This is a genomic window from Sphingosinicella sp. CPCC 101087 (assembly GCF_004151485.1).
Taxonomy (GTDB): Bacteria; Pseudomonadota; Alphaproteobacteria; order Sphingomonadales; family Sphingomonadaceae; genus Allosphingosinicella.
Genome location: NZ_SBFF01000009.1, coordinates 148761 through 173640, shown reverse-complemented (window position 1 = coordinate 173640; position 24880 = coordinate 148761). Strand labels below are relative to the sequence as shown.

Genomic DNA, 24880 nt, shown 5'->3' with positions numbered 1-24880 from the left:
GATGACCGCCAATCCCGTTCAAGCTTATGGCGCCTGGCTCGCCGAGACTCCCGACGCCTGGCCCGAGGCGGCATGGGAATCGGCCCATCGCCAGTTTATCGACGTCATTGCCGTCTCCGTTCCGGGCGCGGTCGAGCCGGTGACGCGTCATGTGTTCGAGGCGGTGCAGGCCTGGGGTGACGGCCCGGCCGCCGCGATCGGCGCTGGGCGCCGGCTTGCCGCCCCCTGGGCCGCGCTGGTCAACGGCACGGCTGCCCACGCGCTCGACTTCGACGACAATTTCGATCCCGCCAAGGCGCATGCCACGGCGGTGCTCGCACCGGCCATCCTCGCTCTGGCCGAGCAGGAGGAGGCATCTGGCCGCGCCTGTCTCGATGCCTACATCGCCGGGCTGCAGATACTCGGCCGGGTCGGCCAGGGCGTGAACCCCGTGCATCGCAACCGCGGCTGGCACGCCACCGCCACGGTCGGCGCGATCGGCGCCGCCGCCGCTTGCGCCCGGCTGCTGAAGCTCGATGCGGAACAGGCGGGCTTCGCGGTGTCGATGGCGACCAGCATGGCGGCTGGTTTCATGTCGCAGTTCGGAACCATGACCAAGCCGATCCATGCCGGCCTCGCGGCCAAGTCGGGGATCGTCGCCGCCGAACTCGCCCGCGCCGGGATCACGGCCGGCCTTGCCACGCTCGACGGTCCCCACGGCATGAATCGGCTGATGGTCGGACCGGATTACGAGCGGCTGCGCGACGGCCTCACCCACGTCGAGCATGGACAGAATCTGCGCTTCGAGACGGCTCGTGTCGGCGATCCGCTGCTGATCCTGTCGAGCGGGTTCAGAGTGAAGCGCTTTCCCAATTGCGGCAGCGCCCACCGGGCAATGGACGGCCTGCTGGCGCTCCGGGAGCATCACGGCTTTTCCGCGGATGAGGTCGAGGCGATCCATGTGCGCGCGCCGGTCACTCACCTGGCGAACCTGATGTACACCGACCCGCAGGACGCGCTCGAGGCGAAGTTCTCGCTCGAATATGGCCTCGCCGTCGTCCTGCTTACCGGCAATTGCACTTTGGCCGATTTCACCGACGCCTCCGCGAACCGCGCCGAGGTGCGCGCACTCTATGCGCGAATCCATCGTCACCCGGTCGACAAGGCGGAGGGCGAGTTTCCCACCGAGGTCGAGGTGGCGCTGAAGGACGGCCGCCGGTTGGAGACAGCGGTGCCGATGCCGGTCGGCAGCCTCGCCTCGCCCTTCACGATCGATCAGGTCTGGGCGAAATATGACGGCTGCGTTGCCGGGCTGCTCCCGGTCGGGGACAAGGCGGTTCTGCGTGCCGCGCTGGCAGATTTGCCACATCTCCCGGAAATATCGCCGCTGATGACGCCGTTGGTGGCTCGCTTCCCTTCCTAACCCGCCACAAGGACCCTAGAGGCGAATGCATGGGGGAGAGGCTGTATACCGGGCTCGTGCTCGCCGCGAGCCGTGGGAATCTCGACCCGCTCGCAAAGGCGGGCGGAGTCTCGCACAAATGCTTCATCGACATAGCCGGCCAGCCGATGTTGCGCCGAGTTGTGGCGGCCGTGCTGGGCTCCGGCAGAATCGGCCGCACGATCATCGCGATCGAGTCGGACAGCATCGAGGAAGCGAAGGCGATCATCGCCGGCCTTCCCGGCGCCGATACGGTGGAGTTCGTCGCCAGCCGTGAGAATATCGGTACCAGCGTTGCCGCGGTCGCCGCGCCGGACCTGCTCCCCATGGTCATCACCACCGGCGACAACGCGCTTCATACGGCCGAGATGGTCCGCTTCTTCTGCGAGGCCCTGGACGATGTGACCGCCGACGGCGCGATCGGCCTCACCCCGGCGCAACACGTCCTCGCCAAATATCCGGAAGGGAACCGCGCCTTCCACCGCTTTCGGGACGGCGCCTTTTCGAGCTGCAACCTATACGCCCTGCTCACCCCGCGCTCGCTGAACGGACCGCGCATCTTCAACGGCGGCGGTCAATTCGGGAAAAAGCCTCGTCGGCTGATCGGTGCTTTCGGCCTGTTCGCCTTCCTTCTCTACAAGAGCCGCCTGTTCACGCTTCGCACGGTGCTCGCGGCGCTATCGCGCACCGTCGGGCTCCGCACCGCGCCGATCCTGATGCCTTTCGCGGAAGGACCGATCGACGTCGACCGGATGCAGGATTGGGAGCTTGCCAATCGAATCGTGCGCGAGCGCGAGAGCGTCTGAAGGCCCGTCATGCCTTCATTTGCGCCGCATCGTCAGCCCGATCGCGATCCCGATCGCGAGGCCGATGCCTATTCCCGCTCCGAGATTGTCCATGGCCAGGCCGATCGCCACGCCGAGCGCGAGACCGATGCTGATTCCGGCGCCCAACGGCCGCCCGGCTTTGTTCGATTCGTCGTTCATCGACCCAATCTGTCCTTTTGCCGCGGCCGCTTCAATCGCCCCATGCGCGCCCGGTCCCGCCCAAAAACCGCCTCATTGCAAATCCATGACGCGGCCACACATAGGGGGGCGAAGGCGCTCCCAATCGGCCTGACAGCCTGTTACGAGGATCCAAGGTGAAGATCGAACAGACCCTGCGCCCGTCCTTCTGGAGACGCGAGCATCATCTCGACAAGATGAGCCTACGCGAGCTCGTCATCGCTTACTTCCAATATCCGGCCATCATCGCCTATCTCGCGCTGAGCGCCGTCGCGATCGGCTTCTATGCCTGGCGTCCGGCGCCGCTGCTGCCGACGCTGGCGGCCATTCTGGTCGCGAGCCTTGTCTATCCGCTTTTCTGGTACGTCCTGCACCGCTGGGTGCTGCACAGCCGCTGGATGTTCAAGGTCCCCTTCCTGGCTTCGACCTGGAAGCGCATTCACTATGACCATCATCAGGATCCCAACCATCTCGAGGTCCTGTTCGGTGCGCTCCATACGACGCTGCCGACCATCGCCATCGGCGTGATCCCGTTGGGCTGGGCGATCGGCGGCTTCGGCGGCGCGATGGCGGCCTTCGCCGCCGGCCTCATCACCACCTGCATCTACGAGTTCGTCCATTGCATCCAGCATCTCGCCTACAAGCCCAAGAGCCGCGTGCTGGCGGAGATGAAGAAGCGTCACATGGCGCACCATTTCCATGACGAGAACGGCAATTACGGAATCACCACCTTCTTCTGGGACAAGCTCTTCGGCACCTTCTATGACCGCCCCGAGCGGCCCGAGAAGAGCCCGACCGTGTTCAACCTCGGCTATACGCCGGAGGCGGCCGAGCGCTGGCCGTGGGTCGCGCGGCTGAGCGGCGGCGTCGCCACCGGCCATCCCCGCCGTCGCCGCGAGAAAGCCTGACGAGACCCTCTGCCGCCTTCCGGGAAGGATGAAGAGAGGCCGGAACGTCGCCGTTCCGGCCTCTCTCCGCATCAGCGGGGCTCCGCGCCCAGCAGGTCCTCCGCATAGCTGCACACGTCCTGCGGCCAGTCGGCAATCAAAGCACGGAAGCGCTCGGTCTCGCCCCGGTACATTGCCCGAAGCGCTTCCTCATAGCCGGGCTGATCGCCGGCCATGGCGGTCAGGAAGCGATAGACCGCATCGCGGCGCGCCTCCGGACCGGGCCCTTCCTTGCGAGCCGCCTCGACCAGCCGACGAATGGCCGCCGAAGCGCCGCCAGGCTGGCGGGACAGCCAGTCCCATTGCCGCGGAAGCAGGGTGATTTCCCGTGCCACCACGCCCATTTTCGGCCGGCCGCGCCCGCGCGGCGGGTTCGGCTTCGCCGCTTCGGCGCCCGCCGCGGCATCCCACAGGTCGAGATCCACCGTGCGTCCGCTTTCGTCGTCGAATATGCGGACCGCACCATGCTCACCGGCCCATTTATCCTCGATCGTACGTGTGACCGCCTCTCTCGGTCCCTGGGCGATAATCCGGTCTTCGAAAAATGCCGTGACATTCATTTGCTTGCTCCTCACAGGAGCTCCATTTATGCCCGGGTAAAAACATTGTCAAGCTTTTAGCCCGGATATTATTGTATTCCACACGCCTGGGCCACTTCCGGCGGAATCGTTTTTCGCCTACCGACCTGCCATGAACGCCGCCGCGCCGGACACCGGCATCGATATTCGCCGGGTCCTCACCAAGGCCGACAGGAAGGCCTTCATCGAGCTCGCCTACCGGCTGAATGCCGACGATCCTCACTGGATTCCTCCGCTCAAGGAGGAGGTGCGGGGACTCATCACGCCGGGCAAGAATCCCTGGTTCGAGCATGCCGAGGCGGCCTTCCTCCTCGCCCGGCGTGGCGACCGAATCGTCGGCCGCATCTCCGCCCAGGTGGACGCGCTCGTGCTCGAACATATGGCCCCGGGCCTCGGCCAATGGGGCATGTTCGAGGCGGAGGACGAGGCGGCCGGCCGCGCCTTGCTTGCCGCCGCCGAGGACTGGCTGCGCGCGAAGGGTATGAGCCGTTCGATGGGCCCTTTCTCGCTGGGCATCTGGGACGAGCCCGGCCTGCTCATCAAGGGGCACGGCCATTCGCCGATGGTGATGATGGGCCACAACAAGGCCGCTTATGAAGGCTGGGTCGAGCGCGCCGGCTACGCCAAGGCCAAGGACCTGCTCACCTACGACCTCGACGTCAGCAAGGAATTCCCGCCTCTGGTCCAGCGCATCGTCGCGGCTGGGGAGAAGAATCAGCGCATCCGCATCCGCAAGATCGACCCGTCTCGTTTCGACGAGGAAGCGGCCCTGATCCTCTCCATCCTGAACGACGCTTGGTCGGACAATTGGGGCTTCATCCCGCTCACTCCGTCCGAAATCGCTTATGCCGGCAAGAAATTGAAGCCGATCGTCCTGGACGAGGTGATCCGCGTCGCGGAACTGGACGGGGAGCCGGTCGCTTTCATGCTCACGCTTCCCGACATCAACGCTCTTATCCGCGACCTCGACGGCGAACTCTTCCCGTTCGGCTGGGCGAAGCTGATGTGGCGCATGCGGAAGCGCCGCTATCCCGGTGCGCGCGTTGCGTTGATGGGGGTGGTGAAAAGGCTGCAGACGTCGCGTCTCGCCAGCCAGCTCGCCTTCATGCTGATCGAATATATTCGTCGCGCCGGCATCTCCGCCTACGGGATTCAGCGCGGCGAGGTCGGATGGGTCCTCGAGGACAATCAGGGGATGATTTCGATCGCGGACGCGATCGATTCGCGCTGCAACCGAATCTATCGGATCTACGAGAAGCCGCTTTGACGCCGACCCGCTTCATTGGCGGTTGGTGTCGATCGAAACGGACAGATTCTTTCCAGTGCGGATCTTCGCTTCGATCTCGCGCCCGTCCAGGTCGACGTCCAAGCCGTTGCGATCGAACCTGATCTCGCCGGCCGGCGTGTCGATGAAGGCGCCGTTGTCGTCCGCGCGGATCACCGTTTCGCCCTCGCCCGCCTCCCTAGGCCCCGCCTGGGCGGCCCGATCGGCCGCAGGCGGAGCGGCATCTTCGGCGCATCCGTTCAAGTGCAAGGCCGCGACGGCGGCGATGATGGTGAGCTTCTTCATCCTTCTCTCCTTTGTCGGAACGCAATGCGGCCGTCTCTGCGGCCGTTCCGGAAGGGGTGCCGGCGTTCGTCGGGTGTCGACGCGCAGCCGACCGGCGCAACCCTGTTGCCCTGCGCTCGTTCAGTCGGCGACCTCAGCCCAGGAGCTGCCATGAAGACCTTTCTGCCTTTCGTCGCCGTCGCCTTGCTAGGCTTGGGCGCCTGCGGCACGCAATCGCCGGCGGAAAATGCCGCCGACTCGCTCGAAGATGCCGCCGAACAAAGCACGCCCGAGGCCGCCGGTATACTGGAGAACGCCGCCGATGCAGCCCGCGAGGGGAACGACCCGGCCGTGGTCGACGAAGCGCTCAACGCCGCGGCCAACGCCCAGACGCCGCCGCCTCCCGAAGTGCAGCGTAACGGCCAATAGGCTTTCGCACGCGCTTCGTCGCAGTCGCCGCCGGAAGAACGGTTCGCGACCGGAACCGCCTGCCGCCCGCTCCGTTGGCGTCGTCTCATTGTACCTCGAATCCGGAGTTGCTTCATGTCGCACATCCCAAATTCCGTCATGCCTCACGCCGGGCCCCGCTCCGGCAACGACGAACGCAGCCAGCCGGCTGAATCGGAGAGCCGCCTCGGGCGGATCGCGGACAAGGTGAGGGAGCATCCGAGGGCGTCGATGGCGGCCGGGGCCGCAGTCGTCGCGGGACTCGCCGCCACCGCGGCGATACCGGCGCTTCGAGCCAGGAGCGGCCGCGCGAAATCGGCGAAATCCAAGTCCTGAATCCGGCCATCGGACGGCACGGACTCGCGGCCAACGGATGGTAAAGGGAGGCGGACCGCCGCGCGTCGGCGGTTCGCGACTCGGCCGGCCCATGCTATGGAGGGTGCGGCGCGCGTGACACGGTGAATCTTGCGGCCGTAGCACGGGTCCGGCCCTCAGGCCGTCCGAAGCGCAATGTGGGGAAGGCAAGTCCCACCGCGCGCCAATATCCCGCCTTGTGCCCATCGGCTGAACGGTCGCGCAGAATCCGTTGCGATTTCCAATTGTTCGCCTCCCCGATTCATTGACTCCTTGGCCCCGCAATGGGAGTTTGCACGAGCGGCAACGGAGTCGCGCTTGCGCCTGTGCCCTCATTCGGGGTGCGCCTGATCGGGAGAAGGCGAAGATGCTCAGCTATGCCGTTCGGCTCGTCACGCGCTACGACGGACTGGTGATTGCGTCCTTCCCGGATCTCCCGGGCGTGACCGCCCTCGGCCGCGACGACGAGGAGGCGCGCGAGGAGGCACGCCGTGCGCTGATCGATGCCCTGACCGGATTCGAGGCCGAAGGCGTTCCGCCGCCGGAGCCGACCACGCGTTCGGGCACGATGTTGAGCGTCGAGCTGGTCGCGCGGCCGCTGCCGGCCTGAGCGCAAACGATTTCGAGTCAGCAGGAAGAAGCGCTGGCGGAAGCGCGGCGGGCTTCCGTGATGGCGAGGATCGCGCTGATCCTGGCCGCGATCGCGGTCGCTTTGTCGCTGCTCGGCATGTTCCTGCCGATCAGCTGACATGCCGCCCGACCGCGGGCTCCCGGGGACCGGGGATCAGGCCTCGTTGGCGATCCAGGCTGTTGCCAGATAGAGCAGGATTGCGATCGGGCCGAGGAGCAGCACCGTCGCCAGGACGGCGCCGAGGCGGATCAGGAGCGGGTCCCAGCCAGTCGACCGCGCCAGGCCGGCGCAGACACCGAGGATCTTTCCTTCGCTTTTGTCGAGGGCGTAGCGGCTGTTCATGACGACGATTCCGATGATGATTGGGTTGTAGGGGGCGGACCGGCCCGATCAGATGATCGGGACCGGACCCACCGCGGCGGAAACGAACAGGCTGCTGGCAACCAGCGCGCCGACGATCGAGAGAGCGATCTGGTGCAGATTGGCGAAGGAAAGAGTCATTTTAGGTCTCCCTGTACTTGGCCACCGGACCATCCGGCGGTCATGTCAGGAAGTTTGCACGGGGTGTGCCAAGTGCGAAAAACGGCTGAAAACTGCCGATTCCTGATGTGAGGCACATTTCTACCAGATGAATGAAGCCCAAATATCGGCGACTTTCACCAACTCTCGGCGTCCGTATCCGAACAATGCTGCCCGGCTCCGGACGGTCAGCGAGGTCCGGGCCTTTCCGGGACCACACCGGCGCGTTCCAGTTCGGGGCCAAGCCGCCCGGACAGCCACAAGGCCCACATTTTGAAGTCCGCGGCCAACGACCAGAGCGGATAGGTGAAGGTCGCCGGCCGATTGCGTTCCACCATCATGTGGGCCGCCCAGGCGAAGCCGTAGCCGGCCACAGGCACCGCGGCGAGCAAGCTCCAGTGCCCCGTGACGACCGCGCCCAGCGCGATCAGGACGACGAGGCTGGTGCCGGCATAATGGAGCCCGCGCGTGCGCGGCCGCGAATGCTCGCGCAGGTAGAAGGGCCAGAATTCAGCGAAGCTGCGAAATTCACGCATTGACGGCTATCGCGTCCGGAGCCCCACGTCGAAGCGGCACCAGGAGTTGGGCGATCGCGCCGCCCGCGAGCGGCCCGAGCACGGCGATCGTCTGCATCCAGATCGGCAGCGGCACCAGGAAGGTGCCCGCCAGCAGGAGAGCGAGCAGGCCGGCGATCGTCCAGCCGGGCCAGGACGCCCGCGAGATGAAACGGGCGGCGGCCGCGCCCGCCAGAGCGGCGGCGAACCACGCAAGCAGCACCGTCACCTGTGCGCCGAGCGGAGCGGCGGCGAGGGCCACCGTCACCGCCTCCGTCTCGCCCGGCACGGGCGCGTCGGACAGAGGCACGAACAGATTGCCGACGAAACCGACGGCGATCATTGCGGCGACTGCCGCCACCAGACCCGCGACCAGTCCAGCAAGGCTTTTCATCGTTGGCATCCCCTCATCCTGTCGGGGGAAGCTATATCACGAAGTCTTCGGCAGGAAGCCTCGACCCTAGCTGCCGACGATCGTGCCGCCGTTCGGATGGAGCACCTGTCCCGACATGTAGCTCGAATCCTCGCAAGCGAGGAAAAGGAAGCTCGGCGCGACTTCGTTCGGCTGGCCGGCGCGGCCCATCGGCGTATCCTTGCCGAAATCCTTGATCTTCTCGGGCGGCGACCCGCCTGACGGGTTGAGCGGCGTCCAGATCGGCCCGGGCGCGACCGCGTTCACGCGAATGCCGTCGGAGATCAGATTCTCGGAGAGCGAGCGGGTGAAGGCGGTGATCGCGCCCTTGGTGGCGCTGTAGTCGAGCAGGAGCTTCGAGCCCTGATACATGGTGATCGACGTGCAGTTGATGATTGCGGAGCCCTGCTTCAGGTGCTGCCGTGCGGCCTGGGTGAGGAAGAACATGCTGAAGATGTTGGTCTGGAACGTCCGCTTCAGCTGCTTTTCGGAAATGTCGGTGATGTCCTCGTCCCAATGCTGCTCGCCGGCATTGTTGACGAGTATGTCGAGCCCGCCGAGCTTCTCGACTGTCTCCCGGACGACCTGATCGCAGAACGCCTTCTCGCCCAGATCGCCGGCAATGGTGATCGCGCGGCGCCCTTCCGCCTCGACGATCTCCTTCGTCTTGGCGGCATCGTCATGTTCGCAGAGATAGGCGATGGCGACGTCGGCACCCTCGCGGGCGAACAAGGCGGCGACCGCCCGCCCGATGCCGCTGTCGGCGCCCGTGACCAAAGCCACCTTGCCCTTCAGCCGACCGGAGCCTGGATAGCGCGGCTCCCAGTCCGGCTTCGGCTCCAATGCGCTTTCGTGGCCCGGCAGCGCGTCCTCGTGGATCATTTCGACGGTTTCGGTTTCGGACATTTCGGAAGGTCTCCTGCATCTGCTGCAAGAACCCGCTTTACCCATGCCACGTTCCGCGAAGCGCGCGGCAGGGATGCTGGGTCGATCGCAGATCTTCGCGCTGACGTCGGCGGCACGATCCAGGGTCCGAATCCCAGGTTTCGAACCCTGGACGTTGGAGCGCCGCGGCGCCTTGCCGATCGTGGAATGGTGCGCCTAGGGTGGCCGCGCCTCTCCCGGAGAAATTCATGCGCTTGTTGCCCTTCGCCTGCACCGTCGCCTTGCTCACCGCACCCGCCGCCGCCCAGGAGCTGGGCGAGCGCACGCGCAGTCCCGAATCGCTGCTCTCGGAGTTCGGCCTCGCGCCCGGTCAGGACGATCTGTCCGAGGCGATCGCTGCCGCGCAGGCCCACCCGCTGGGGTCGCGGGAAAACCCGGTGCGGGTCGGCGGCCCGGAAGGCGAGCGCGCTTACATCGCTCGGCTGCGCTGCGCCGACGGCTCAGCGCCCCGCGTCGGACAGCGCGGCAGCGCCGGCGTCGGCGCGTTCGGTACGGTGGTCGACGTCTATCCGCTCGACTGCGGGTCGGCCGCGCCGGGCCGGACCAGCCTGATCATGGACATGTACCATAGCGAGCATGAAGAGGATGGGGCGCCACCGGGTTTCGCCATCCTTCCCCGCTAGAAGAGGTCGAGCCGTTCAATCTCCTCGGCCGTGAGGTCGATGCCGAACCGTTCGCTCAGAAGACGGCGATATTCCTCCCCATCCGCAATCTCGTGCGTCTCCGCCTTTCCCATGCGGCTGGCGGTGAGGGTGCGGCCGATCAGCGACAAATATCCCTCCGGAGTCGCGGCCGACACGATCCGCAGGGTGGTGAACCGCGTGCCGGGGCAGGTGGCGGTGAAATGATTGGCGGCCTGGAGGTCTCCCGGCCAGACCCGGTCGAGCCCGAAACTGTATTGACGCTGCCAGCCGTCGCCGCCGTCGCGCTCCAGCAGCCAGCCATGGTCGGAATCCTCGGTGAGCCGGTGCCGCGCTCCGTCGGCGGTAACGGCCTGCGCGCCGGCAGCGAGGCGCAGCGGCGGCACGAACGAACCGCCGAAACCGACATCGACGATCGAATCCTCGCCGTCGAGCCGCACCAGGTTGAGCGTGTGGGTGCGCGGCGGCACGCCCTCGGCGGCGAGCCAGACGCGGGCGAGCAGCGGACGCCCCTCGAAGCCGATCGTCTCTGCCATGCCGAAGAACAAGGCGTTCTGCTCGAAGCAATAGCCGCCCCGCCGCCGGGTCACGAGCTTGTCGAACAGCCGCTCGCGATCGAGCACGATCCCGCGACCGAGCGGGATGTCGAGATTCTCGAACGGAATGGCGAAGCGATGAGCACGGTGCAGGCGGTCGAGAGTGGTGGCGTCGGCCCGAACAGGCCCCTCGAAGCCGATCCTCTCCAAATAGGCGTTCAGCTGGTCGTCACGATAAGCCATCGGGCTCCTCTTGCACGGAGCGAGGGGCGCACCAAGGGGGATTGCCCAAGGGAGTTGCCGAGCGGGATTGGTTGCGGCGGGACATGCGGCTATCTGGCGCCGGATGCGGACCTTCCTGCGGCGGCTCGGCGCCTTCCTCCTGTTCCTGCTCGCCGGCCTCTGCTTCGCGCCGACGGTCGTCCCGCCCTTCCTCGACCGGATCTATTATCGCGGCCCGCCCAGCGGCCATTTCGACGGAGAGCGCTTCTTCAACCCCGATGCTGCGGCGCCGAGCCCGGCCCGGCGCAACTTCTTCGCGCGCTGGGCCGTCTCGACCGAGCGGGCCGAATGGCCGGCCGAAGTGCCCGTAACTCCGGCAGTGCCCCCAGGCCGGGTTCTTGGCGACGAGATGCGGGTGACCTGGATCGGCCATGCCACCGTCCTGGTGCAGACCCGCGGGCTCAACATCCTCACCGATCCGATCTGGTCGCAGCGCGCCTCGCCTTTCTCCTTCTATGGGCCGCGGCGCGTGCGCGCGCCCGGAGTGAGGTTCGAGGACCTGCCGAAGATCGACCTCGTCCTGGTCAGCCACAATCATTACGACCATATGGACCTGGCGACGCTTCGGCGCCTCTGGGCGCGGGATCGTCCCCTGATCGTCACCAGCCTGGGCAATGACACGATTCTCGAGCGCGCCGGAATCGAGGCGACGGCGGCGGACTGGAGCGCAGCCGTGCCGGTGAGGCCAGGCGTGGACGTGCTGGTCGAGCGCAATCATCATTGGGGATCGCGCTGGTTCACCGATCGCAATCGCGCCCTATGGTCGGCCTTCACCGTCCGGCTGCCGGGCGGCAACATCTTCTTCGCCGGGGACACCGGCTGGGGAGACGGCACATGGGTCCGCGAGGCGGCGCGCCACGGCCCGTTCCGGCTCGCGATCATCCCGATCGGGGCCTACGAGCCGCGCGACTTCATGCGCGCCCACCATATCAATCCGGAAGAAGCCGTCGCGATCTTCGAAGCGCTGGATCCGGCGCGCGCCATCGGCGTGCACTGGGGAACCTTCCAGCTCACCTTCGAGCCGATCGACGAGCCGCGCCAGCGCCTGGCGGCCCTTCGGCGCGCTCGCGGGATCGATGCCGACCGCTTCGTCGCGGTGGAAGCGGGCGGCGGTCTGGTGGTTCCCTGAACCGCTGGTCGCTCCGAACCCTCAGGCGGGTCCCATGCGGAACACGCAGATCTTGTTGCCTTCGGGGTCCCGGAAATAGGCGCCGTAGAAGGCGCGGTCGCCTTCGGGCCCGCGAAGGCCAGGCCCGCCTTCGTCGCTGCCGCCGAGCTCGAGCGCACGGGCGTGAAAGGCGTCGACCTTGGCGCGGCTGTCCACGACCAGCGCGATCATGTTGCCGTTGCCCGGCGCCGCCGTCCCGCCGTCATAAGGGGGCGTGATGGCGACCCCGGGGCGGCGCCAGTCGGTGCCGTACAGGGTGAATCCGTGGGGAAGCTCCATCAACCGGGAAGCGCCGATGGATTGAAAGAGCGCATCATAATATTCCCTCGCCTTGGCGAGGTCGTTCGTGCCGATCGTCACGTAGCCGATCATCCTGCTTTCTCCTCTGGGCAATCGCCGATCCGGCTGCCCCGCGCGCGCAACTGGAGCGTCATCGTCGCACCGCCGGGCATCGGGCTCTCCATCGCCATGCGAAGCTCGTAGGATTCGGGCCGGTACTGGCCGGACATGCTCGCTACTGCTTCGGGGCAGACCATCGTCCCGCGCATCTCTCCGCCGCGCACGCTGAAGTCGCGATAGGTGCAGGCGCTGTCGGACTGCATCGCGAGGAAGTTCGCGCCGGGGCGCGAGGCTTGCTGCGGGCTGATGCAGTTGCGGATCCGGCTGCGAGGCCCCACCATCCGGTTGCGGACCTCGCGCGGCAGGCCCGGCGCGCTGACCTCGACCACTTCGCTCGTCAGCTCCCAAAGCCCCGGCTCGATCTGCATGTCCGACAGTTCGTCGGCGACCTCCTCGCCGGTCATGTTCCGCGCGACCTCCCCGCCGCAGCCCGCCGCGACGAGACCGGCCGCGGCGAACAGTGCGGCGAGGGGCCGCATGGCAAGGTCAGCCCGCTGCGGCGTTGGACGGTTCCTGGCCGTTCGACGCGTTGTCGCCCTCGGCTTCCGGGGCGCAATCGCCGGTCCGCCGGCCGGTCACCCGGGCGGTGATCTGGACGTCGCCGTCGCTGGCGAGAACGGTGCGAAGCTCGCGGACATATTCCAGCGATTCCGCCTCGAAGCTTCCGTCCACGGTGATCGGAATCGTGCCGGAAAGATCCTCGCGCGCGCACTGCATGGTGACGTTGATGCGGCCGTTGCGCAGATAATAATTGTCGAAGTTGCACCGATAGCCTTCACCGGCGAACAAGGCGGCAGGCGGCCGTCCTCCGCCGACGCAGACCTGCTCGGTGGCGCGGGTGCCGACCGGCGTGTCGATCTTCGGCGCGCCCTGGTCGACGGTCTGGAAGGCGGTCACCTCGGATGTCAGCTCCCATTGGCCGGGCGTCAGGCTCGAAGCCTTGGTCGCGGCGACATTCTGCTCGGCGGCTCCATCGCCGCAACCGGCGACCAACAGCAACGTCATGCAAGCCAGGATACGCATGTCATCCTCCCCCTTTTTCTTATCATTGGAAGCTAGCGTGTGGGGGCGGACTTGGCCATATCCTTGCAGCAATTCCGGTTTGCCGTCGCTCGTCGCCCCTCAGCCTGCCGCTGACCCTGCCGGACAGTCGCCGATCCGGCGCCCGGTGATGCGGCTCTCGAATTCCGTCTCCGCCGCCCCGTCGCCGCTCATCCTGGCGCGGTGCGTCACCTCGTAGCTGGTCGGCGAGAATTCGCCTTCGAAGGTCGCGTTCATCGTCCCTTGCGCGGTGGTGCACTGCACGCTTCCCTGCATCCGGCCGCCCGTCATCGACATATTCTCGTAGGTGCAGCCTTCATTCTCGCCGTTGCCGGTGAGGAAGTCGGCGCCGGGCCGGCTCGCCTCCTCGGGCGTGAGGCAGGTACGGATCGTCGTCGCGGGGAAGTTCGACGCGGCGCCCTCCGGCATGCCGCTCATCCGGACCATCTGCATGGACATTTCCCACTGACCCGGCGCCAAGGCGAGCGATTCGCCACCCCCGTCGCCCCCGGCTTTCGTCGCGGCCGCCTCGCCATTCGTTCCGGCCTCATTCTCGCTCTGGCCGCCGCAGGCCGCCAACGTCAGCGCCGCCGCAGCGGCGATGGACCATTTCGTCATGACGAGCTCCCCCTTCGATCGCGGGCATCAAGGCCGCGTCCGGGACGCTAGCGCCTGGCGGTGGGAATCGCCATATGAAAGCCATGTCCATCGCCATTCGCACCAGCCTAGAGGAGCCCGAGGCCCCGACCTTCGTGCCCCATCGCCCGACGCGCCCGGAAAAAGCGGAGGGCGGCAAGGCCTTCAGGATCGTCTCGGACTATCAGCCGTCCGGCGACCAGCCGCAGGCGATCGCCGAGCTGGTCGAGCAGATCCGCGCCGAGGAGCGGACCCAGGTGCTGCTCGGCGTGACCGGCTCGGGCAAGACCTTCACCATGGCCAAGGTGATCGAGGCGTTGCAGCGGCCGGCCCTCGTGCTCGCGCCGAACAAGATCCTGGCCGCGCAGCTCTATGGCGAATTCAAGAGCTTCTTCCCCGACAATGCGGTCGAATATTTCGTCAGCTATTACGATTATTACCAGCCCGAGGCCTACGTCCCCCGCTCCGACACCTATATCGAGAAGGAGTCGAGCGTGAACGAGGCAATCGATCGGATGCGCCACTCGGCGACCCGCTCGCTGCTCGAGCGCGACGACGTCATCATCGTCGCCTCGGTGTCCTGCATCTACGGCATCGGCTCGGTCGAAACCTATTCGGCGATGACCTTCAGCCTGAAGAAGGGACAGACGGTCGACCAGCGCGAGATCGTGCGGAAGCTCGTCGCGCTCCAGTACAAGCGCAACGACCAGGCCTTCGCGCGCGGCAATTTCCGCGTCCGCGGCGACAATCTCGAAATCTACCCCTCCCACTATGAGGACATGGCCTGGCGGGTGGCCTTCTTCGGTGACGAGATCGAACAGATCGTGGAGTTCGATCCGCTGACCGGCAAGAAGATCGCCAGCCTCGAGCATGTGAAGGTCTATCCCAACTCCCACTATGTGACTCCCGGCCCGACGCTCAAGCAGGCGATGGAGGCGATCAGGCACGAGCTCGCGGAGCGCCTGAAGGAGCTGATCGCCGAAGGAAAATTGCTCGAGGCGCAAAGGCTCGAGCAGCGCACCAATTTCGACCTGGAGATGATCGCCGCGACCGGCTCGTGCGCGGGCATCGAGAATTATAGCCGCTTCCTCACCGGCCGCCTGCCGGGCGAGCCGCCGCCGACCCTGTTCGAGTTCCTCCCGGAAAATGCCCTGCTCTTCGTCGACGAGAGCCACCAGACCGTGCCGCAGATCGGCGCGATGGCGCGCGGCGACCACCGCCGCAAGCTGACCCTCGCCGAATATGGCTTCCGCCTGCCGAGCTGCATCGACAACCGGCCCTTGCGGTTCAACGAGTGGGACGCGATGCGTCCGCAGAGCGTCGCCGTTTCGGCGACGCCGGGCAATTGGGAGATGGAGCAGACCGGCGGAGTCTTCGTCGAGCAGGTGATCCGACCGACCGGGCTGATCGACCCGCCTGTGGAGATAAAGCCGGTGGAGGATCAGGTCGACGATCTGATCCACGAGGCGAAGGAGACCGCCCGCAAGGGCTATCGCACGCTCGTCACCACGTTGACGAAGCGGATGGCCGAGGACCTCACCGAGTTCCTGCACGAGGCCGGCCTCAGGGTCCGCTACATGCATTCCGATGTCGAGACCCTGGAGCGGATCGAGCTGATCCGCGATCTCCGGCTCGGCGTCTATGACGTGCTGGTCGGTATCAACCTGCTGCGCGAAGGGCTCGACATTCCCGAATGCGGTCTGGTCGCCATCCTCGACGCCGACAAGGAAGGCTTCCTGCGATCAGAGACCTCGCTCATCCAGACGATCGGCCGCGCTGCGCGCAACGTCGAGGGCAAGGTGATCCTCTACGCGGACACGATCACCGGGTCGATCGAGCGGGCGCTGAACGAGACCAACAGGCGGCGCGAGAAGCAGGTCGCCTATAACGAGGCGCACGGAATCACGCCGACGACCATCAAGCGCAACATCTCGGACATTCTGTCGGACGTCTCCAATCGCGATTCGGTGCTTATCGACACCGGGGACGCGGAGACGCCGCACCTCGTGGGGCACAATCTCAGGGCCCATATCGAGGAACTGGAAGGGCGCATGCGCAAGGCCGCCGCCGACCTCGAGTTCGAGGAGGCCGCCCGGCTTCGCGACGAGATCCGCCGGCTCGAATCGGACGAGCTCGGACTTCCGGACAGCGAGAAGCGCGCGCCGCTCGTCGGGCACTCCAACGAGGGCAAGCCGGGCACGCGCAAGACCCGCTACGGCAAGCAACAGGCTATAAGGATGGGCCGGCGGGCGAAGGGGCCTTGATCGGCAAGCCCTTGTCGCGCCCGGCGCTCCTCGGCATCGCGCTCGCGCTCGGGGTCGTGATCGTGCTGATCGGGAATGCGGCGAGGGACCTCGTTCTTGGACAGCCGCTGCTCGGCGACGGCGCCCTGGGATCGATCGACGCGCCTGAGGTCGCCATCCTGCACCTGCTGCTCACGTCGCTCCCTTTCATCGGGCTGGCGCTGGCGGGCTCCAGGTCGCGGTCGCTCTGGTGGAGCGGCATCGTGATGAGCGTGGGGTTCTGGACCTTTTTCGTCGTGCAGACCTGGCGGGATTCGCTGACGGGCTTCGCGGGCGGTGCGAATATCGGCCTGGGGCTGATCATGCTTGCCTCGCCTTTCGCGATCCTGGCGCTGCTCGGCCTGATCACCCTGGCGAGTCGAATCCGTCGGCCGCGATAGCAGCCTCGCAGCGTGGCAGGCTCTTCCGCTTCCGGCCGAGCCGCTTCGAGAGCAAGGTTCGGGACGGCAGCCGGACCCGATGCTGTCACAGGAATGATCATGAGTGAAACGGACTGGAGCGCCGTCGAAGCCGAGCTCGACGAACATGGCCATGTGCATCTTGCGCAGCTGCTGAAGCCCGAGCAGGCCGCCGGCCTTGCCTCCCTGTGGGACGAACCGGATCGCTTCCGCAGCGAAGTGGTCATGGCCCGCCATGGCTACGGGCGCGGCGCCTATCGCTATTTCGATTATTCGCTGCCCGAAGCGGTGGCGCGGCTGCGGGCGCAATTCTACCCGCCGCTCGCTCAGATCGCCAATCGGTGGGCGGCGGCTCTGGGCACCGACATCCGCTTCCCGCAGGAGCATGAGGCCTTTCTGGCGCGCTGCCGCGAGGCCGGCCAGGTGCGGCCCACCCCGCTGCTGCTTCGCTACGAGGCCGGCGACTGGAACGCGCTGCACCAGGATCTGTACGGGGAGAATGTCTTTCCGCTCCAGATGGCGATCCTGCTTTCCGAGCCGGGCGAGGACTTTACCGGGGGCGAGTTCGTCCTTGCCGAGCAGCGCCCGCGCATGCAGTCGCGGGCCGAGGTGGTGCCGCTGCGACGCGGCGACGCGGTGATCTTCCCGGTGCGTGAGCGACCCGTGCGCGGCAGCCGCGGCTTTCATCGGCGCGCGATGCGCCATGGAGTCAGTCGGGTCAGGAGCGGCCTGCGCTTCACCCTCGGAATCATTTTCCACGACGCGCGCTGATCCGGCGCGCCGCGGGAGCTTCAGGTCTGCGGTCGGTGCGGCTATGACCGGCGAGGGGGCATAGCGGCCCGCGCCGCGCAGTGGAGGCTCGAAAATGGACCGACACGATTTCGATCCCGAAGGCCGCCGCCTTCCGATCAAGATCGACCGCACGTCCAACGGGGAATATGCGCCGCCCGTCCTGACTCCGGCCCAGCGGCGTGCGCGCCGGCTCGCGCACGAGGCCGCTACCGAGTATGCCCGCGCGCTCGGGCTTTCCCGCCGCGCCTTCCTGGTGTCCGCGGCGGGCGCCGCGTCGACCCTGGCGGCCTGCAACCAGGCCAATCCGGACGCAAAAGGCGGCGCCTTCGCGATTCCGACAGGCGCGGCTCGCGACCAGGAACTGGCCGCCGCGGCCGTCGGCGGCGACGAGTTCATCTTCGACGTCCAGACCCATTGCGTCGAGCCGAGCGGAAGCTGGGCGACCGGCGCCACCGGCGAAGCGTGGCGCAAGACCCTGGAAAGCGTGTTCGGCCAGGCGTCCAAATGCACGAGCGGCAATTTCGACTGCTATTCGGCTCAGATGCTCGCCAAGGAGGTGTTCCTCGACAGCGACACCGACGTCGCCGTGGTGTCGGCGCTGTGGGGGCGGCCCAATCCGACCCCGATCGACTATGCCGCGGAAAGCCGGGAGATCATCGCCGCGCTGGGCGGGGAAGGCGCGAGGGCGCTGATCCACGGCGGCGTGTTCCCGAACGAGCCGGGCGAGATCGAGGCGATGGACGAGAAGGCCGAGCGTTACGGCGTGAGCGCCTGGAAGCTCTATCCGCAATGGGGATCGAACGGCCGCGGCATCTTCCTCGACCGGAGCGACGAGGCGGACCGCTTCTTCGAAAAGGCCCGGCAACTGGGCGTTCGGACGGTCGCGGTCCACAAGGGCGTCCCGCTCCCGGGCCTGGATTATGAATATTCGTCGCCACGCGACATGGGGCCCGCAGCGCGCGCCAATCCCGATCTTACCTTCCTCGTCTATCATGGCGGCTTCGAGAGCGGCGTCCCTGAAGGCCCCTACGATCCGGCGGATCCCAAGGGCGTCGACCGGTTGATCAAGTCGCACCAGGATGCCGGCTTCCGCCCCAATGAAGGCAATCTCTACGCGGAGATGGGCTCGCTGTGGCGCCACTTCATGAGCCGCCCGGATGAGGCGGCGCACGTCATGGGCAAGCTGCTCAAGTTTTTCGGCGAGGATCGGATCATGTGGGGTACCGATTCGATCTGGTACGGCAGTCCGCAGGATCAGATCCAGGCGTTCCGTACCTTCGCGATCAGCGACGAGTTCCAGGAGCGCTACGGCTATCCGCCGCTCACCGCCGAGGCGAAGCGCAAGATATTTGGTCTCAACGGCGCGGGCGTCTACGGGATCGATGTCGCCGCCGTGCGCCGGGGCGGCTTCGACCGCCGCCGCGCCGAATATCGGCAGGAAGCCAATCCGAGCTTCGCGACCTTCGGCCCGAAGAGCCGGCGCGAATTCCTCGCCTTATGGGATGCGCGCGCAGGCCGGCCGGCGTAAGACCGTGCGGCCGAAGTCGCCGTGGCCGACGCGGGAACGTCGCGCCGCGGGATGTTTCCATCCGGCTCGAAATCGCTTTAAGGGGGCCTGAAGGAGGCTGCATCACATGGTTCGTCGCTCGATTTTCCTGGGACTCGTCCTGCTCGCCGGCTGTGCTCGCTCCGAAGATGCGAGCGTCGTCGCCGACCTCAACGAGCTCCAGCCCGTCGAGCGGGTGCGGACGCCCGAGCAGGACGACGAGCAGGTGGCGATCGGCAATTGGCGCGAGACGCTTCAGGAGGACGAATCTTCGCTCGAATTCGGCCCCACCGGAACCCCGCCCTTGTTCAGCCTTCGATGCAATGCCCGGCGGAGCGTCTTCCTGCAGCGCCACGGCACCATTCCGACCGGCGACCTGCCGATGATGCTGGTCTCGATCGGCAGCGAGACCCGAAGGCTCGCCGTCACCGCCTCGGAAGGGCCGGTGCCGATGCTGCGCGCCTCCTTGTCTCCCAGCGACACCCTGCTCAGGTCGCTCGCCGACGCGGCCGAGCCGATCATGATCCGAGTCGGCGACGCGCTCCCGCTCGCGCTTCCGCCAAATCCGAGCGTCGGCGCTTTCCTCGGCCGCTGCGAGAGCGGCGCGGGCGCCGTCGCCGCGGAAACCGACGGCAATGAGACGGAGGCGAACAGCGCCGCCGAGGCCGAGCCTGTCGACGAGGCCGCCGCGCCGGCGCCGGCCGAACGCTGAGCGGAGTCGATTGTCGATGCGTAACCTGATCACCGCCTGCGCCGTGACGGCGCTCGCAATCCTGGCCTCCTGTGCGCCGATTCCGGCCCCGCCCGCTCCGGCGCCTCCGCCTCCGCCGGCGCCCGCTCCGGCGCCGCCTCCGCCCGCGCCGCCGCCTCCGGCTGTCTGGGAGGACGCACCGCCGAGCCCGGGCGACTGGAGGCTGAACGGCCCGTCGGCCGCCTTCGGATCCGCGCAGGGGCCTGAGCTTATCGTCCGATGCGAAGGCGACCGGCAGGTCAGCCTGATCCGTGCCGGCGCCCGCAGCGGCACTTCACTTACGATCCGCACGACCTACGGCGCCCGCGCCTTGCCCGCCGCGCCCCGGCCGGAGGGGCTGGCGGCGCGCCTGGCCGCCTCCGATCCCCTGCTCGACTCGATCGTCTTCAGCCGCGGCCGCTTCGCCGTCGAAGCCCCCGGCCTGCCGCGGCTCGTCGTCCCTGCCTGGCCGGAGCCGGCGCGGATCGTCGAGGATTGCCGGGCCTGAAAAAGCCGCCTCCGGACCAGTGGCCGGGGCGACGCGCGAAGCATGAGATTCTAACGGGAAAATAATCGAGTTCAAGACTTGATCCCGGATTCGAGGAGACTCATACAGGGGGCGTGTTCAACAAGCGAAAGGAGGTGATCCGATGTCTCATGGTTCAGCAGAGAGGTCGGTCAAGTCCGTTCGGGGGATGAAAGCCTAGGCTTTTCAATGTCTTCCGGGCTGGAAAACTTCCGGCCGCTGACCATGTCGAATGGGCCGTCGGGTTTTACCCGGCGGCCTTTCGCACGCTTGGGCCGCACGCATCTGCGCGAGACCGGAGAAAGGCCCTCTCCCGCGCGTTGCGGGTGAGCTTGGCGGCAGTGTCGAATTCGAAGCGGGCCTCGGCCAGTCGGCCGGCCCGAAACAGAAAGTCGCCTCTCGCCGCCGGCAAAGGCGCATAATTGCGCAGGGCCGGGTCTTCGGCGACCTCTTCCAACAGCACCAGGCCTGCCTCCGGTCCGAAAGCCATGCTGTGGGCGATTGCCCGGTTAAGGTCGACGACGGGCGAGGGCATCACGACTCGCAGCCGATCGTAGAGCGCCGCGATGCGCGGCCAGTCCGTATCGTCCGCACTGCGCGCCCGCGCATGGCAGGCTGCCAGAGCGGCCTGCAGGGCATAGGGCCCGTTCCCCCCGAGCGCTTCCGCTCGCGCCAGTGCGGCAAGGCCTCGGCCGATCAGCAGCTGGTCCCAGCGCGCGCGATTCTGCTCCGTGAGCGGCATGAGGGCGCCGTCCGGGCCGATACGGGCCGGGAGGCGGGATGCCTGGATCTCCATGAGGGCGAGCAGGCCGAACACTTCGGCATCGTCGGGCATCAGTTCCGCCAGCATCCGGCCCAGCCGCCCGGCCTCCAGGCACAGGCTCGGCCGGACCAGGTCGTCGCCCGCCGTGGCGGCATAGCCTTCATTGAAGATGAGGTAGATGACCTCCAGCACCGAGGAGAGCCGCGCCGCACGTTCGGCGCCGCGCGGCACTTCGAAGCCCAGTCCAGCCTTGGCGATCGTCTTTTTCGCGCGGACGATCCGCTGGGCGATGGTCGCTTCGTTCGACAGGAAGGCACGGGCGATCTCGTCGGTGGTCAGGCCGCCGATCACCCGCAGCGTGAGCGCTGCGCGGGCGTCGGCGGAAAGCACGGGATGGCAGGCCGTGAAGATGAGGCCCAGCAACTCGTCGCCAAGATCGTCGTCCAGGGACGCCTCGATCGCCTCGGCGGTGTCGTCGACGTCGCCGTCGAGGTCCCGCGCGATCTCCTCATGCTTGCGCTCGCGCATCTTGTCGCGACGGATCGCGTCGATCGCGCGGCGCTTGGCGGCGGTCATCAGCCAGGCGCCGGGATTGGCCGGAACGCCGGTCCTCGGCCATTCCGACAGGGCAATGACCAGGGCATCCTGCGCCAGCTCCTCGGCGAGGTCGACGTTGCGCACGATGCGGGCCAGGCCCGCGATGAGCCTGGCCCGTTCGATCCGGAAAATCGCCTCCGTCGCCTGGTGCGTCTCGCCTGCCGCCACGCCGCCTTTTCGCCCGAAGCCACGAGGGAGGCAAGCAGGCCAGGGATGCCGGCCTCAGTCGCCGGAGTCGGACCCCTTTTGCAGATCGGCCATCTCGTAGATCGGCCGGATTTCGATCTCGCTCGGTCCCGGCATGGGATTGGGGCAGCGCTTCACCCAGGCTACCGCCTCGTCCAGGTCCTTGACTTCCCAGAGCCAGAAGCCCGCGACCAGCTCGCGGGTCTCGGCGAAAGGCCCGTCGATGACCGTACGACGGGGACCATCGAACGCGACACGCTTCCCCCGTGAGGAGGGCGTGAGGCCGTCGGCGGCGAGCAGGATCCCGGCTTTGCGAAGCTCGTCATTGAATCTGCCCATTTCTTCCATCGCTGCCATCGTTTCAGGCGTGGCGACGAATTCCTTTTCGCTGTCCTCGGTCGCCTTCACCAACACCATCACTCGCATCGTCTGTCTCCTTGTTTGCGCCGCCTTCATCGGCCTGGCATTGGAACGACGAGCGGAGTCTTGGGATATCGACATCGTCCCGCAAAATTTTTTCGACGGCCGCGGTGCCGGGCGCGAATAGTCTCCAGGCCAGGGATCGGTCCCTCATCCCTGTTCCGGCCGACGATCCTTCGGAGCCCATCGGACCGGCGGCTTCCCAACCCTTGAGTTGGGACGATCGCACCGGGGCCCCGCACTTTCCGCAAGGCGGGACCGTTCTGGGCGCGGAACGGGGTAGCGAGAATTGCCCGCGCCCAGTCGCGCGACGAAGCCAGGAACGCCGCCGCCGGCCGGTTCGTTGATCGGGCAGAAAAGAGGTGGTGATGACTGAAACCAGGAAACGCGGCGAGCCCGCATCTTTCGATCGCGAAACCGGCGAAGTGCGCGGCAGCGGGTCCGGCGCGGGTGTCGGCGCTCCGGGCGAGGATTATGACGACGATCCGATGGCCGGCGGCGGTAGCGAGCCGACAGGCGCCCAGCGGCCCAACGCCCCGGCGGAGCGGGATCGGGAAACGCGGAGCGACGGCGCGACGAGCGGCAAGGGCCACCCCCTGCCGGCGAGCGCCGAAGCGCGGCACGGCGAAATCCCGGAGCATCTCGAGCGCGAGAAAGGGCGCGGCGACGATCCTGCCGGGCTCACCCAGCCCGGCGAGGAAGCGGTGAGCCCGGAGGGCGAGGCCTATCGCTATGGCGACCTCGGGCGCGGATCCTCGGCTCCGGGCCGAACCGACAAAGGAGCATGACATGAGCGACGACAAGCGAAACGATCAGACGGGCGGCCTTCCGCGGGAGCAGGAGCAGAGCGGCATTCCGCCAAGCGGCCGGCAGGCCGGCGGTGGGCCCGAGGCATCCGATCAGGCGGCGCCGGGCGGAAGCAGCGGATCCGGCGGCTATGGCAAGGCCCAGAACCAGCAATCCCATCAGGGACAGCAGGACCGGAGCCCCTCCGGCGGACGTATCGACGAGACACTCTCGCGTGGGGAACGGTTCGACGAGCAGCAGGGCGGCGGCCGCGGCGACGATTCCGTCAGTCCGGCCGACGCGGCGGAAGAGGGTCGCGTCCCGCATCAAGATCGCGGTCAAAGCATCGCCGAATCCGAAGTGGAGGATCGCTGAGCCCGATGCCCGCGCGGCAGGCTCCGACAAGTCGCTTTATTCATGGAACTGTTCGGCGGCTCGCGGGTCTGTTACGCGGCAGTTACGAACCGCAGGAGAGTCTCTGATGGCGAGAAAGACGTCTTCCGGAAATCAGTCAGGCAGCACGAACGGAAAGGGTGGCGGAAAACGCTCGTCCGCCGAGGCCATTCCCGACGCGCTGCGCGAGGCCGGGAAGCGGGCGGCGGAGCTTGCGCAAAATCCGGTGGCGCGAAGCCTGCTCGCGGCGGGGCTGGTGACGGCGGCCGCGGCGCTCGCGGCCAACAAGTCGGTCCGCGATTCGGCCAAGCGTAGCGCCCGTCAGGCGCAGGACGCGGCCGAGGCGGCGGCGGACGCCGCGGCCGAGAGCGCCAGCAAGATCGGGGCGGCGATGATCAACGCCGCTACGGAAGCCGTGCGCCGGATGATGGCCGTAGGGGACGCCGAAGGCGGCGAGGAAGCCGCCCCGACCGCTTCGCGCTCGACGGGCCGCGCCGGCAAGGCTTCGTCCTCGGCGCGCACCAAGGCCACGAGCGGCGCCGGCCGGACCCGCAAGACCGCAGCGGCGGGCAAGACGAGTGGCCGTTCCGCCAAGCCGGCAGCCGCCAAGGCGCCTGCTGCCCGCGCCGCTCCCAAGCGCGGCGCCTCCGGCGCTCGCAAGACGAGCGGCGCGGCCGGTTCGCGCCGCGGCGGCTCGACCCGGCGAACCGGCGGATCCACGGGCGGTTCGGGCGGCTCCACACCGACCGGCGGCGGATCCGAGGGCGGCGGCGCCTGATCGACCAGCCTGCCGTAGCGGCAAAGCATGACGAAACGGGGCGCCGGTTTCCCGGCGCCCCGTTCCTCTCCTTCAATCCGTTCCTTTAGCGGCAGCGGCGTCGGCTGCCGCGATCGACCTCGCGGCCGAGCAGGGCGCCCGCCGCAGCCCCGAGGATAGTCCCGGTGGTGCGGTCGCGGCCGCCGTCAATCTCGCGACCGATCAGCGCACCCGCCGCGCCGCCGACGATCAGGCCGACGGTGCCGTTGGGGCGCCGACAATAATAGCGACCATCGCGCCCGCGCCAGGTCGGCCCGCCATAATAGCCGTCGCGGCTGTAATAGCGGCGCTGGGCCTCGGCTGAATCGATCGGCAGCGCCAGGGTCGCGGGAACGGCCATCGCAGTCGCCGAAGCTGCAAGAATAAGGGTACGCATGACGTCTCTCCAGTTTGGAAAAGCTCGGGGGATGAACGCCAAGCCTGGATGCCGGTTTCATTAACCCAAAACAACGATTCCGTCATCGCGCCGCAAGCCTGCTGGACGCGGCGCGCGCCGCATTTTAGAGGCGACCCGTCGAGAAGTTGCAGCCCGGACGTTGATTGGGCCGCTCGCTCGGGTG

32 protein-coding genes are annotated in these 24880 nt (G+C 67.3%); 17 read left to right on the top strand and 15 right to left on the bottom strand.

The features are described from left to right. Nucleotide 1 precedes the first annotated feature (1 nt). Both EKM57_RS15320 and EKM57_RS15315 read left to right on the top strand, forming a co-directional pair. Entirely contained in the window at nt 2–1402 is a 1401-nt protein-coding gene (locus tag EKM57_RS15320; protein WP_129793390.1) for an MmgE/PrpD family protein, read from the top strand. A 29-nt stretch (nt 1403–1431) separates the two neighbouring features. Then, nucleotides 1432–2226, top strand: a complete 795-nt coding sequence (locus EKM57_RS15315; protein WP_129793389.1) for an NTP transferase domain-containing protein — start codon at nt 1432–1434, stop codon at nt 2224–2226. Between the two features lie 15 nt (nt 2227–2241). On the opposite strand, the gene EKM57_RS21950 is transcribed toward EKM57_RS15315, so the two are convergent. Next, nucleotides 2242–2406, bottom strand: a complete 165-nt coding sequence (locus EKM57_RS21950; protein WP_165357482.1) for a hypothetical protein — start codon at nt 2404–2406, stop codon at nt 2242–2244. Between the two features lie 215 nt (nt 2407–2621). Between EKM57_RS21950 and EKM57_RS15310 the strand changes: the two genes are divergently transcribed. Beyond that, nucleotides 2622–3332, top strand: a complete 711-nt coding sequence (locus tag EKM57_RS15310; protein WP_129793471.1) for a sterol desaturase family protein — start codon at nt 2622–2624, stop codon at nt 3330–3332. A 71-nt stretch (nt 3333–3403) separates the two neighbouring features. Here EKM57_RS15310 and EKM57_RS15305 read toward each other — a convergent pair whose 3' ends face one another. Continuing rightward, on the bottom strand, nt 3404–3931 hold the full coding sequence (locus EKM57_RS15305; protein WP_129793388.1) for a DUF2239 family protein: 528 nt from the start codon (nt 3929–3931) through the stop codon (nt 3404–3406). Between the two features lie 130 nt (nt 3932–4061). Between EKM57_RS15305 and EKM57_RS15300 the strand changes: the two genes are divergently transcribed. Further along, entirely contained in the window at nt 4062–5216 is a 1155-nt protein-coding gene (locus EKM57_RS15300; protein WP_129793387.1) for an N-acetyltransferase, read from the top strand. A 12-nt stretch (nt 5217–5228) separates the two neighbouring features. On the opposite strand, the gene EKM57_RS15295 is transcribed toward EKM57_RS15300, so the two are convergent. Further along, complete coding sequence (locus tag EKM57_RS15295) at nt 5229–5519, bottom strand: hypothetical protein (RefSeq protein ID WP_129793386.1); 291 nt, start codon at nt 5517–5519, stop codon at nt 5229–5231. Nucleotides 5520–5669: 150 nt separating this feature from the next. On the opposite strand from EKM57_RS15295, the gene EKM57_RS15290 reads away from it, so the two are divergent. Both EKM57_RS15290 and EKM57_RS15285 read left to right on the top strand, forming a co-directional pair. Beyond that, entirely contained in the window at nt 5670–5927 is a 258-nt protein-coding gene (locus EKM57_RS15290; RefSeq protein WP_129793385.1) for a hypothetical protein, read from the top strand. Nucleotides 5928–6666: 739 nt separating this feature from the next. Beyond that, nucleotides 6667–6909 carry a type II toxin-antitoxin system HicB family antitoxin gene (locus EKM57_RS15285; RefSeq protein WP_129793384.1) on the top strand — a complete coding sequence of 81 codons (243 nt, stop codon included), beginning with the start codon at nt 6667–6669 and terminating at the stop codon, nt 6907–6909. A 174-nt stretch (nt 6910–7083) separates the two neighbouring features. Here the strand turns inward: EKM57_RS15285 and EKM57_RS15280 are convergent, their stop codons facing one another. From EKM57_RS15280 to EKM57_RS15265, 4 genes are all read right to left on the bottom strand, one after another. After that, a complete protein-coding gene (locus tag EKM57_RS15280; protein WP_129793383.1) occupies nt 7084–7272 on the bottom strand; it encodes a PspC domain-containing protein in 189 nt (62 codons plus the stop codon). Between the two features lie 365 nt (nt 7273–7637). After that, nucleotides 7638–7985, bottom strand: coding sequence for a DUF962 domain-containing protein (locus EKM57_RS15275; protein ID WP_129793382.1), 348 nt, complete (start codon nt 7983–7985; stop codon nt 7638–7640). Next, on the bottom strand, nt 7978–8397 hold the full coding sequence (locus EKM57_RS15270) for a hypothetical protein (protein ID WP_129793381.1): 420 nt from the start codon (nt 8395–8397) through the stop codon (nt 7978–7980). The genes EKM57_RS15275 and EKM57_RS15270 overlap by 8 nt, the downstream gene beginning before the upstream one ends. A gap of 66 nt (nt 8398–8463) precedes the next feature. Further along, entirely contained in the window at nt 8464–9321 is an 858-nt protein-coding gene (locus EKM57_RS15265; protein ID WP_129793380.1) for an SDR family oxidoreductase, read from the bottom strand. Nucleotides 9322–9548: 227 nt separating this feature from the next. Between EKM57_RS15265 and EKM57_RS15260 the strand changes: the two genes are divergently transcribed. Next, entirely contained in the window at nt 9549–9983 is a 435-nt protein-coding gene (locus EKM57_RS15260) for a hypothetical protein (RefSeq protein WP_129793379.1), read from the top strand. Here the strand turns inward: EKM57_RS15260 and EKM57_RS15255 are convergent. Then, a complete protein-coding gene (locus EKM57_RS15255) occupies nt 9980–10780 on the bottom strand; it encodes an arylamine N-acetyltransferase (protein ID WP_129793378.1) in 801 nt (266 codons plus the stop codon). The genes EKM57_RS15260 and EKM57_RS15255 overlap by 4 nt on opposite strands. Before the next feature lie 103 nt (nt 10781–10883). On the opposite strand from EKM57_RS15255, the gene EKM57_RS15250 reads away from it, so the two are divergent. Further along, complete coding sequence (locus EKM57_RS15250) at nt 10884–11948, top strand: MBL fold metallo-hydrolase (RefSeq protein ID WP_129793377.1); 1065 nt, start codon at nt 10884–10886, stop codon at nt 11946–11948. Between the two features lie 21 nt (nt 11949–11969). On the opposite strand, the gene EKM57_RS15245 is transcribed toward EKM57_RS15250, so the two are convergent. From EKM57_RS15245 to EKM57_RS15230, 4 genes are all read right to left on the bottom strand, one after another. Then, entirely contained in the window at nt 11970–12359 is a 390-nt protein-coding gene (locus EKM57_RS15245) for a VOC family protein (protein WP_129793376.1), read from the bottom strand. Further along, complete coding sequence (locus EKM57_RS15240) at nt 12356–12865, bottom strand: DUF3617 domain-containing protein (RefSeq protein WP_129793375.1); 510 nt, start codon at nt 12863–12865, stop codon at nt 12356–12358. The genes EKM57_RS15245 and EKM57_RS15240 overlap by 4 nt, the downstream gene beginning before the upstream one ends. A gap of 7 nt (nt 12866–12872) precedes the next feature. After that, a complete protein-coding gene (locus tag EKM57_RS15235) occupies nt 12873–13409 on the bottom strand; it encodes a DUF3617 family protein (protein WP_129793374.1) in 537 nt (178 codons plus the stop codon). 99 nt (nt 13410–13508) lie between these two features. Next, the gene (locus EKM57_RS15230; protein ID WP_129793373.1) at nt 13509–14045 is read right to left on the bottom strand and encodes a DUF3617 domain-containing protein; all 537 of its coding nucleotides are present in this window, start codon (nt 14043–14045) and stop codon (nt 13509–13511) included. Nucleotides 14046–14128: 83 nt separating this feature from the next. On the opposite strand from EKM57_RS15230, the gene uvrB reads away from it, so the two are divergent. The 6 genes from uvrB (at nt 14129) to EKM57_RS15200 (ending at nt 20340) form a co-directional block, all read left to right on the top strand. Then, nucleotides 14129–16327: an excinuclease ABC subunit UvrB gene (gene uvrB, locus EKM57_RS15225; RefSeq protein WP_129793372.1), complete on the top strand. Its 2199-nt coding sequence runs from the start codon at nt 14129–14131 to the stop codon at nt 16325–16327. Continuing rightward, nucleotides 16324–16746, top strand: a complete 423-nt coding sequence (locus EKM57_RS15220) for a hypothetical protein (protein ID WP_243451068.1) — start codon at nt 16324–16326, stop codon at nt 16744–16746. The genes uvrB and EKM57_RS15220 overlap by 4 nt, the downstream gene beginning before the upstream one ends. Before the next feature lie 93 nt (nt 16747–16839). Beyond that, nucleotides 16840–17535 carry a 2OG-Fe(II) oxygenase gene (locus EKM57_RS15215; protein WP_206185458.1) on the top strand — a complete coding sequence of 232 codons (696 nt, stop codon included), beginning with the start codon at nt 16840–16842 and terminating at the stop codon, nt 17533–17535. 94 nt (nt 17536–17629) lie between these two features. Next, nucleotides 17630–19084 carry an amidohydrolase family protein gene (locus EKM57_RS15210; protein WP_129793370.1) on the top strand — a complete coding sequence of 485 codons (1455 nt, stop codon included), beginning with the start codon at nt 17630–17632 and terminating at the stop codon, nt 19082–19084. A 106-nt stretch (nt 19085–19190) separates the two neighbouring features. After that, on the top strand, nt 19191–19814 hold the full coding sequence (locus tag EKM57_RS15205; protein ID WP_129793369.1) for a hypothetical protein: 624 nt from the start codon (nt 19191–19193) through the stop codon (nt 19812–19814). A gap of 16 nt (nt 19815–19830) precedes the next feature. Then, nucleotides 19831–20340: a hypothetical protein gene (locus tag EKM57_RS15200; RefSeq protein WP_129793368.1), complete on the top strand. Its 510-nt coding sequence runs from the start codon at nt 19831–19833 to the stop codon at nt 20338–20340. Nucleotides 20341–20605: 265 nt separating this feature from the next. On the opposite strand, the gene EKM57_RS15195 is transcribed toward EKM57_RS15200, so the two are convergent. Both EKM57_RS15195 and EKM57_RS15190 read right to left on the bottom strand, forming a co-directional pair. Further along, nucleotides 20606–21886 (bottom strand): RNA polymerase sigma factor, encoded by a 1281-nt coding sequence (locus tag EKM57_RS15195; protein ID WP_129793367.1) that lies wholly within the window; start codon nt 21884–21886, stop codon nt 20606–20608. 54 nt (nt 21887–21940) lie between these two features. After that, on the bottom strand, nt 21941–22330 hold the full coding sequence (locus EKM57_RS15190; protein WP_129793469.1) for a YciI family protein: 390 nt from the start codon (nt 22328–22330) through the stop codon (nt 21941–21943). A 362-nt stretch (nt 22331–22692) separates the two neighbouring features. Here EKM57_RS15190 and EKM57_RS15185 point away from each other — a divergent pair, with 362 nt between their 5' ends. The 3 genes from EKM57_RS15185 to EKM57_RS15175 all read left to right on the top strand — a co-directional run bounded on the left by EKM57_RS15185 (nt 22693) and on the right by EKM57_RS15175 (nt 24281). After that, the gene (locus EKM57_RS15185; protein WP_129793366.1) at nt 22693–23112 is read left to right on the top strand and encodes a hypothetical protein; all 420 of its coding nucleotides are present in this window, start codon (nt 22693–22695) and stop codon (nt 23110–23112) included. A 1-nt stretch (nt 23113) separates the two neighbouring features. Then, nucleotides 23114–23485, top strand: a complete 372-nt coding sequence (locus EKM57_RS15180; protein ID WP_129793365.1) for a hypothetical protein — start codon at nt 23114–23116, stop codon at nt 23483–23485. A gap of 106 nt (nt 23486–23591) precedes the next feature. Further along, the gene (locus EKM57_RS15175) at nt 23592–24281 is read left to right on the top strand and encodes a hypothetical protein (RefSeq protein WP_129793364.1); all 690 of its coding nucleotides are present in this window, start codon (nt 23592–23594) and stop codon (nt 24279–24281) included. Nucleotides 24282–24366: 85 nt separating this feature from the next. Here the strand turns inward: EKM57_RS15175 and EKM57_RS15170 are convergent, their stop codons facing one another. Beyond that, complete coding sequence (locus EKM57_RS15170; RefSeq protein WP_129793363.1) at nt 24367–24696, bottom strand: glycine zipper 2TM domain-containing protein; 330 nt, start codon at nt 24694–24696, stop codon at nt 24367–24369. Nucleotides 24697–24880 lie beyond the last annotated feature (184 nt).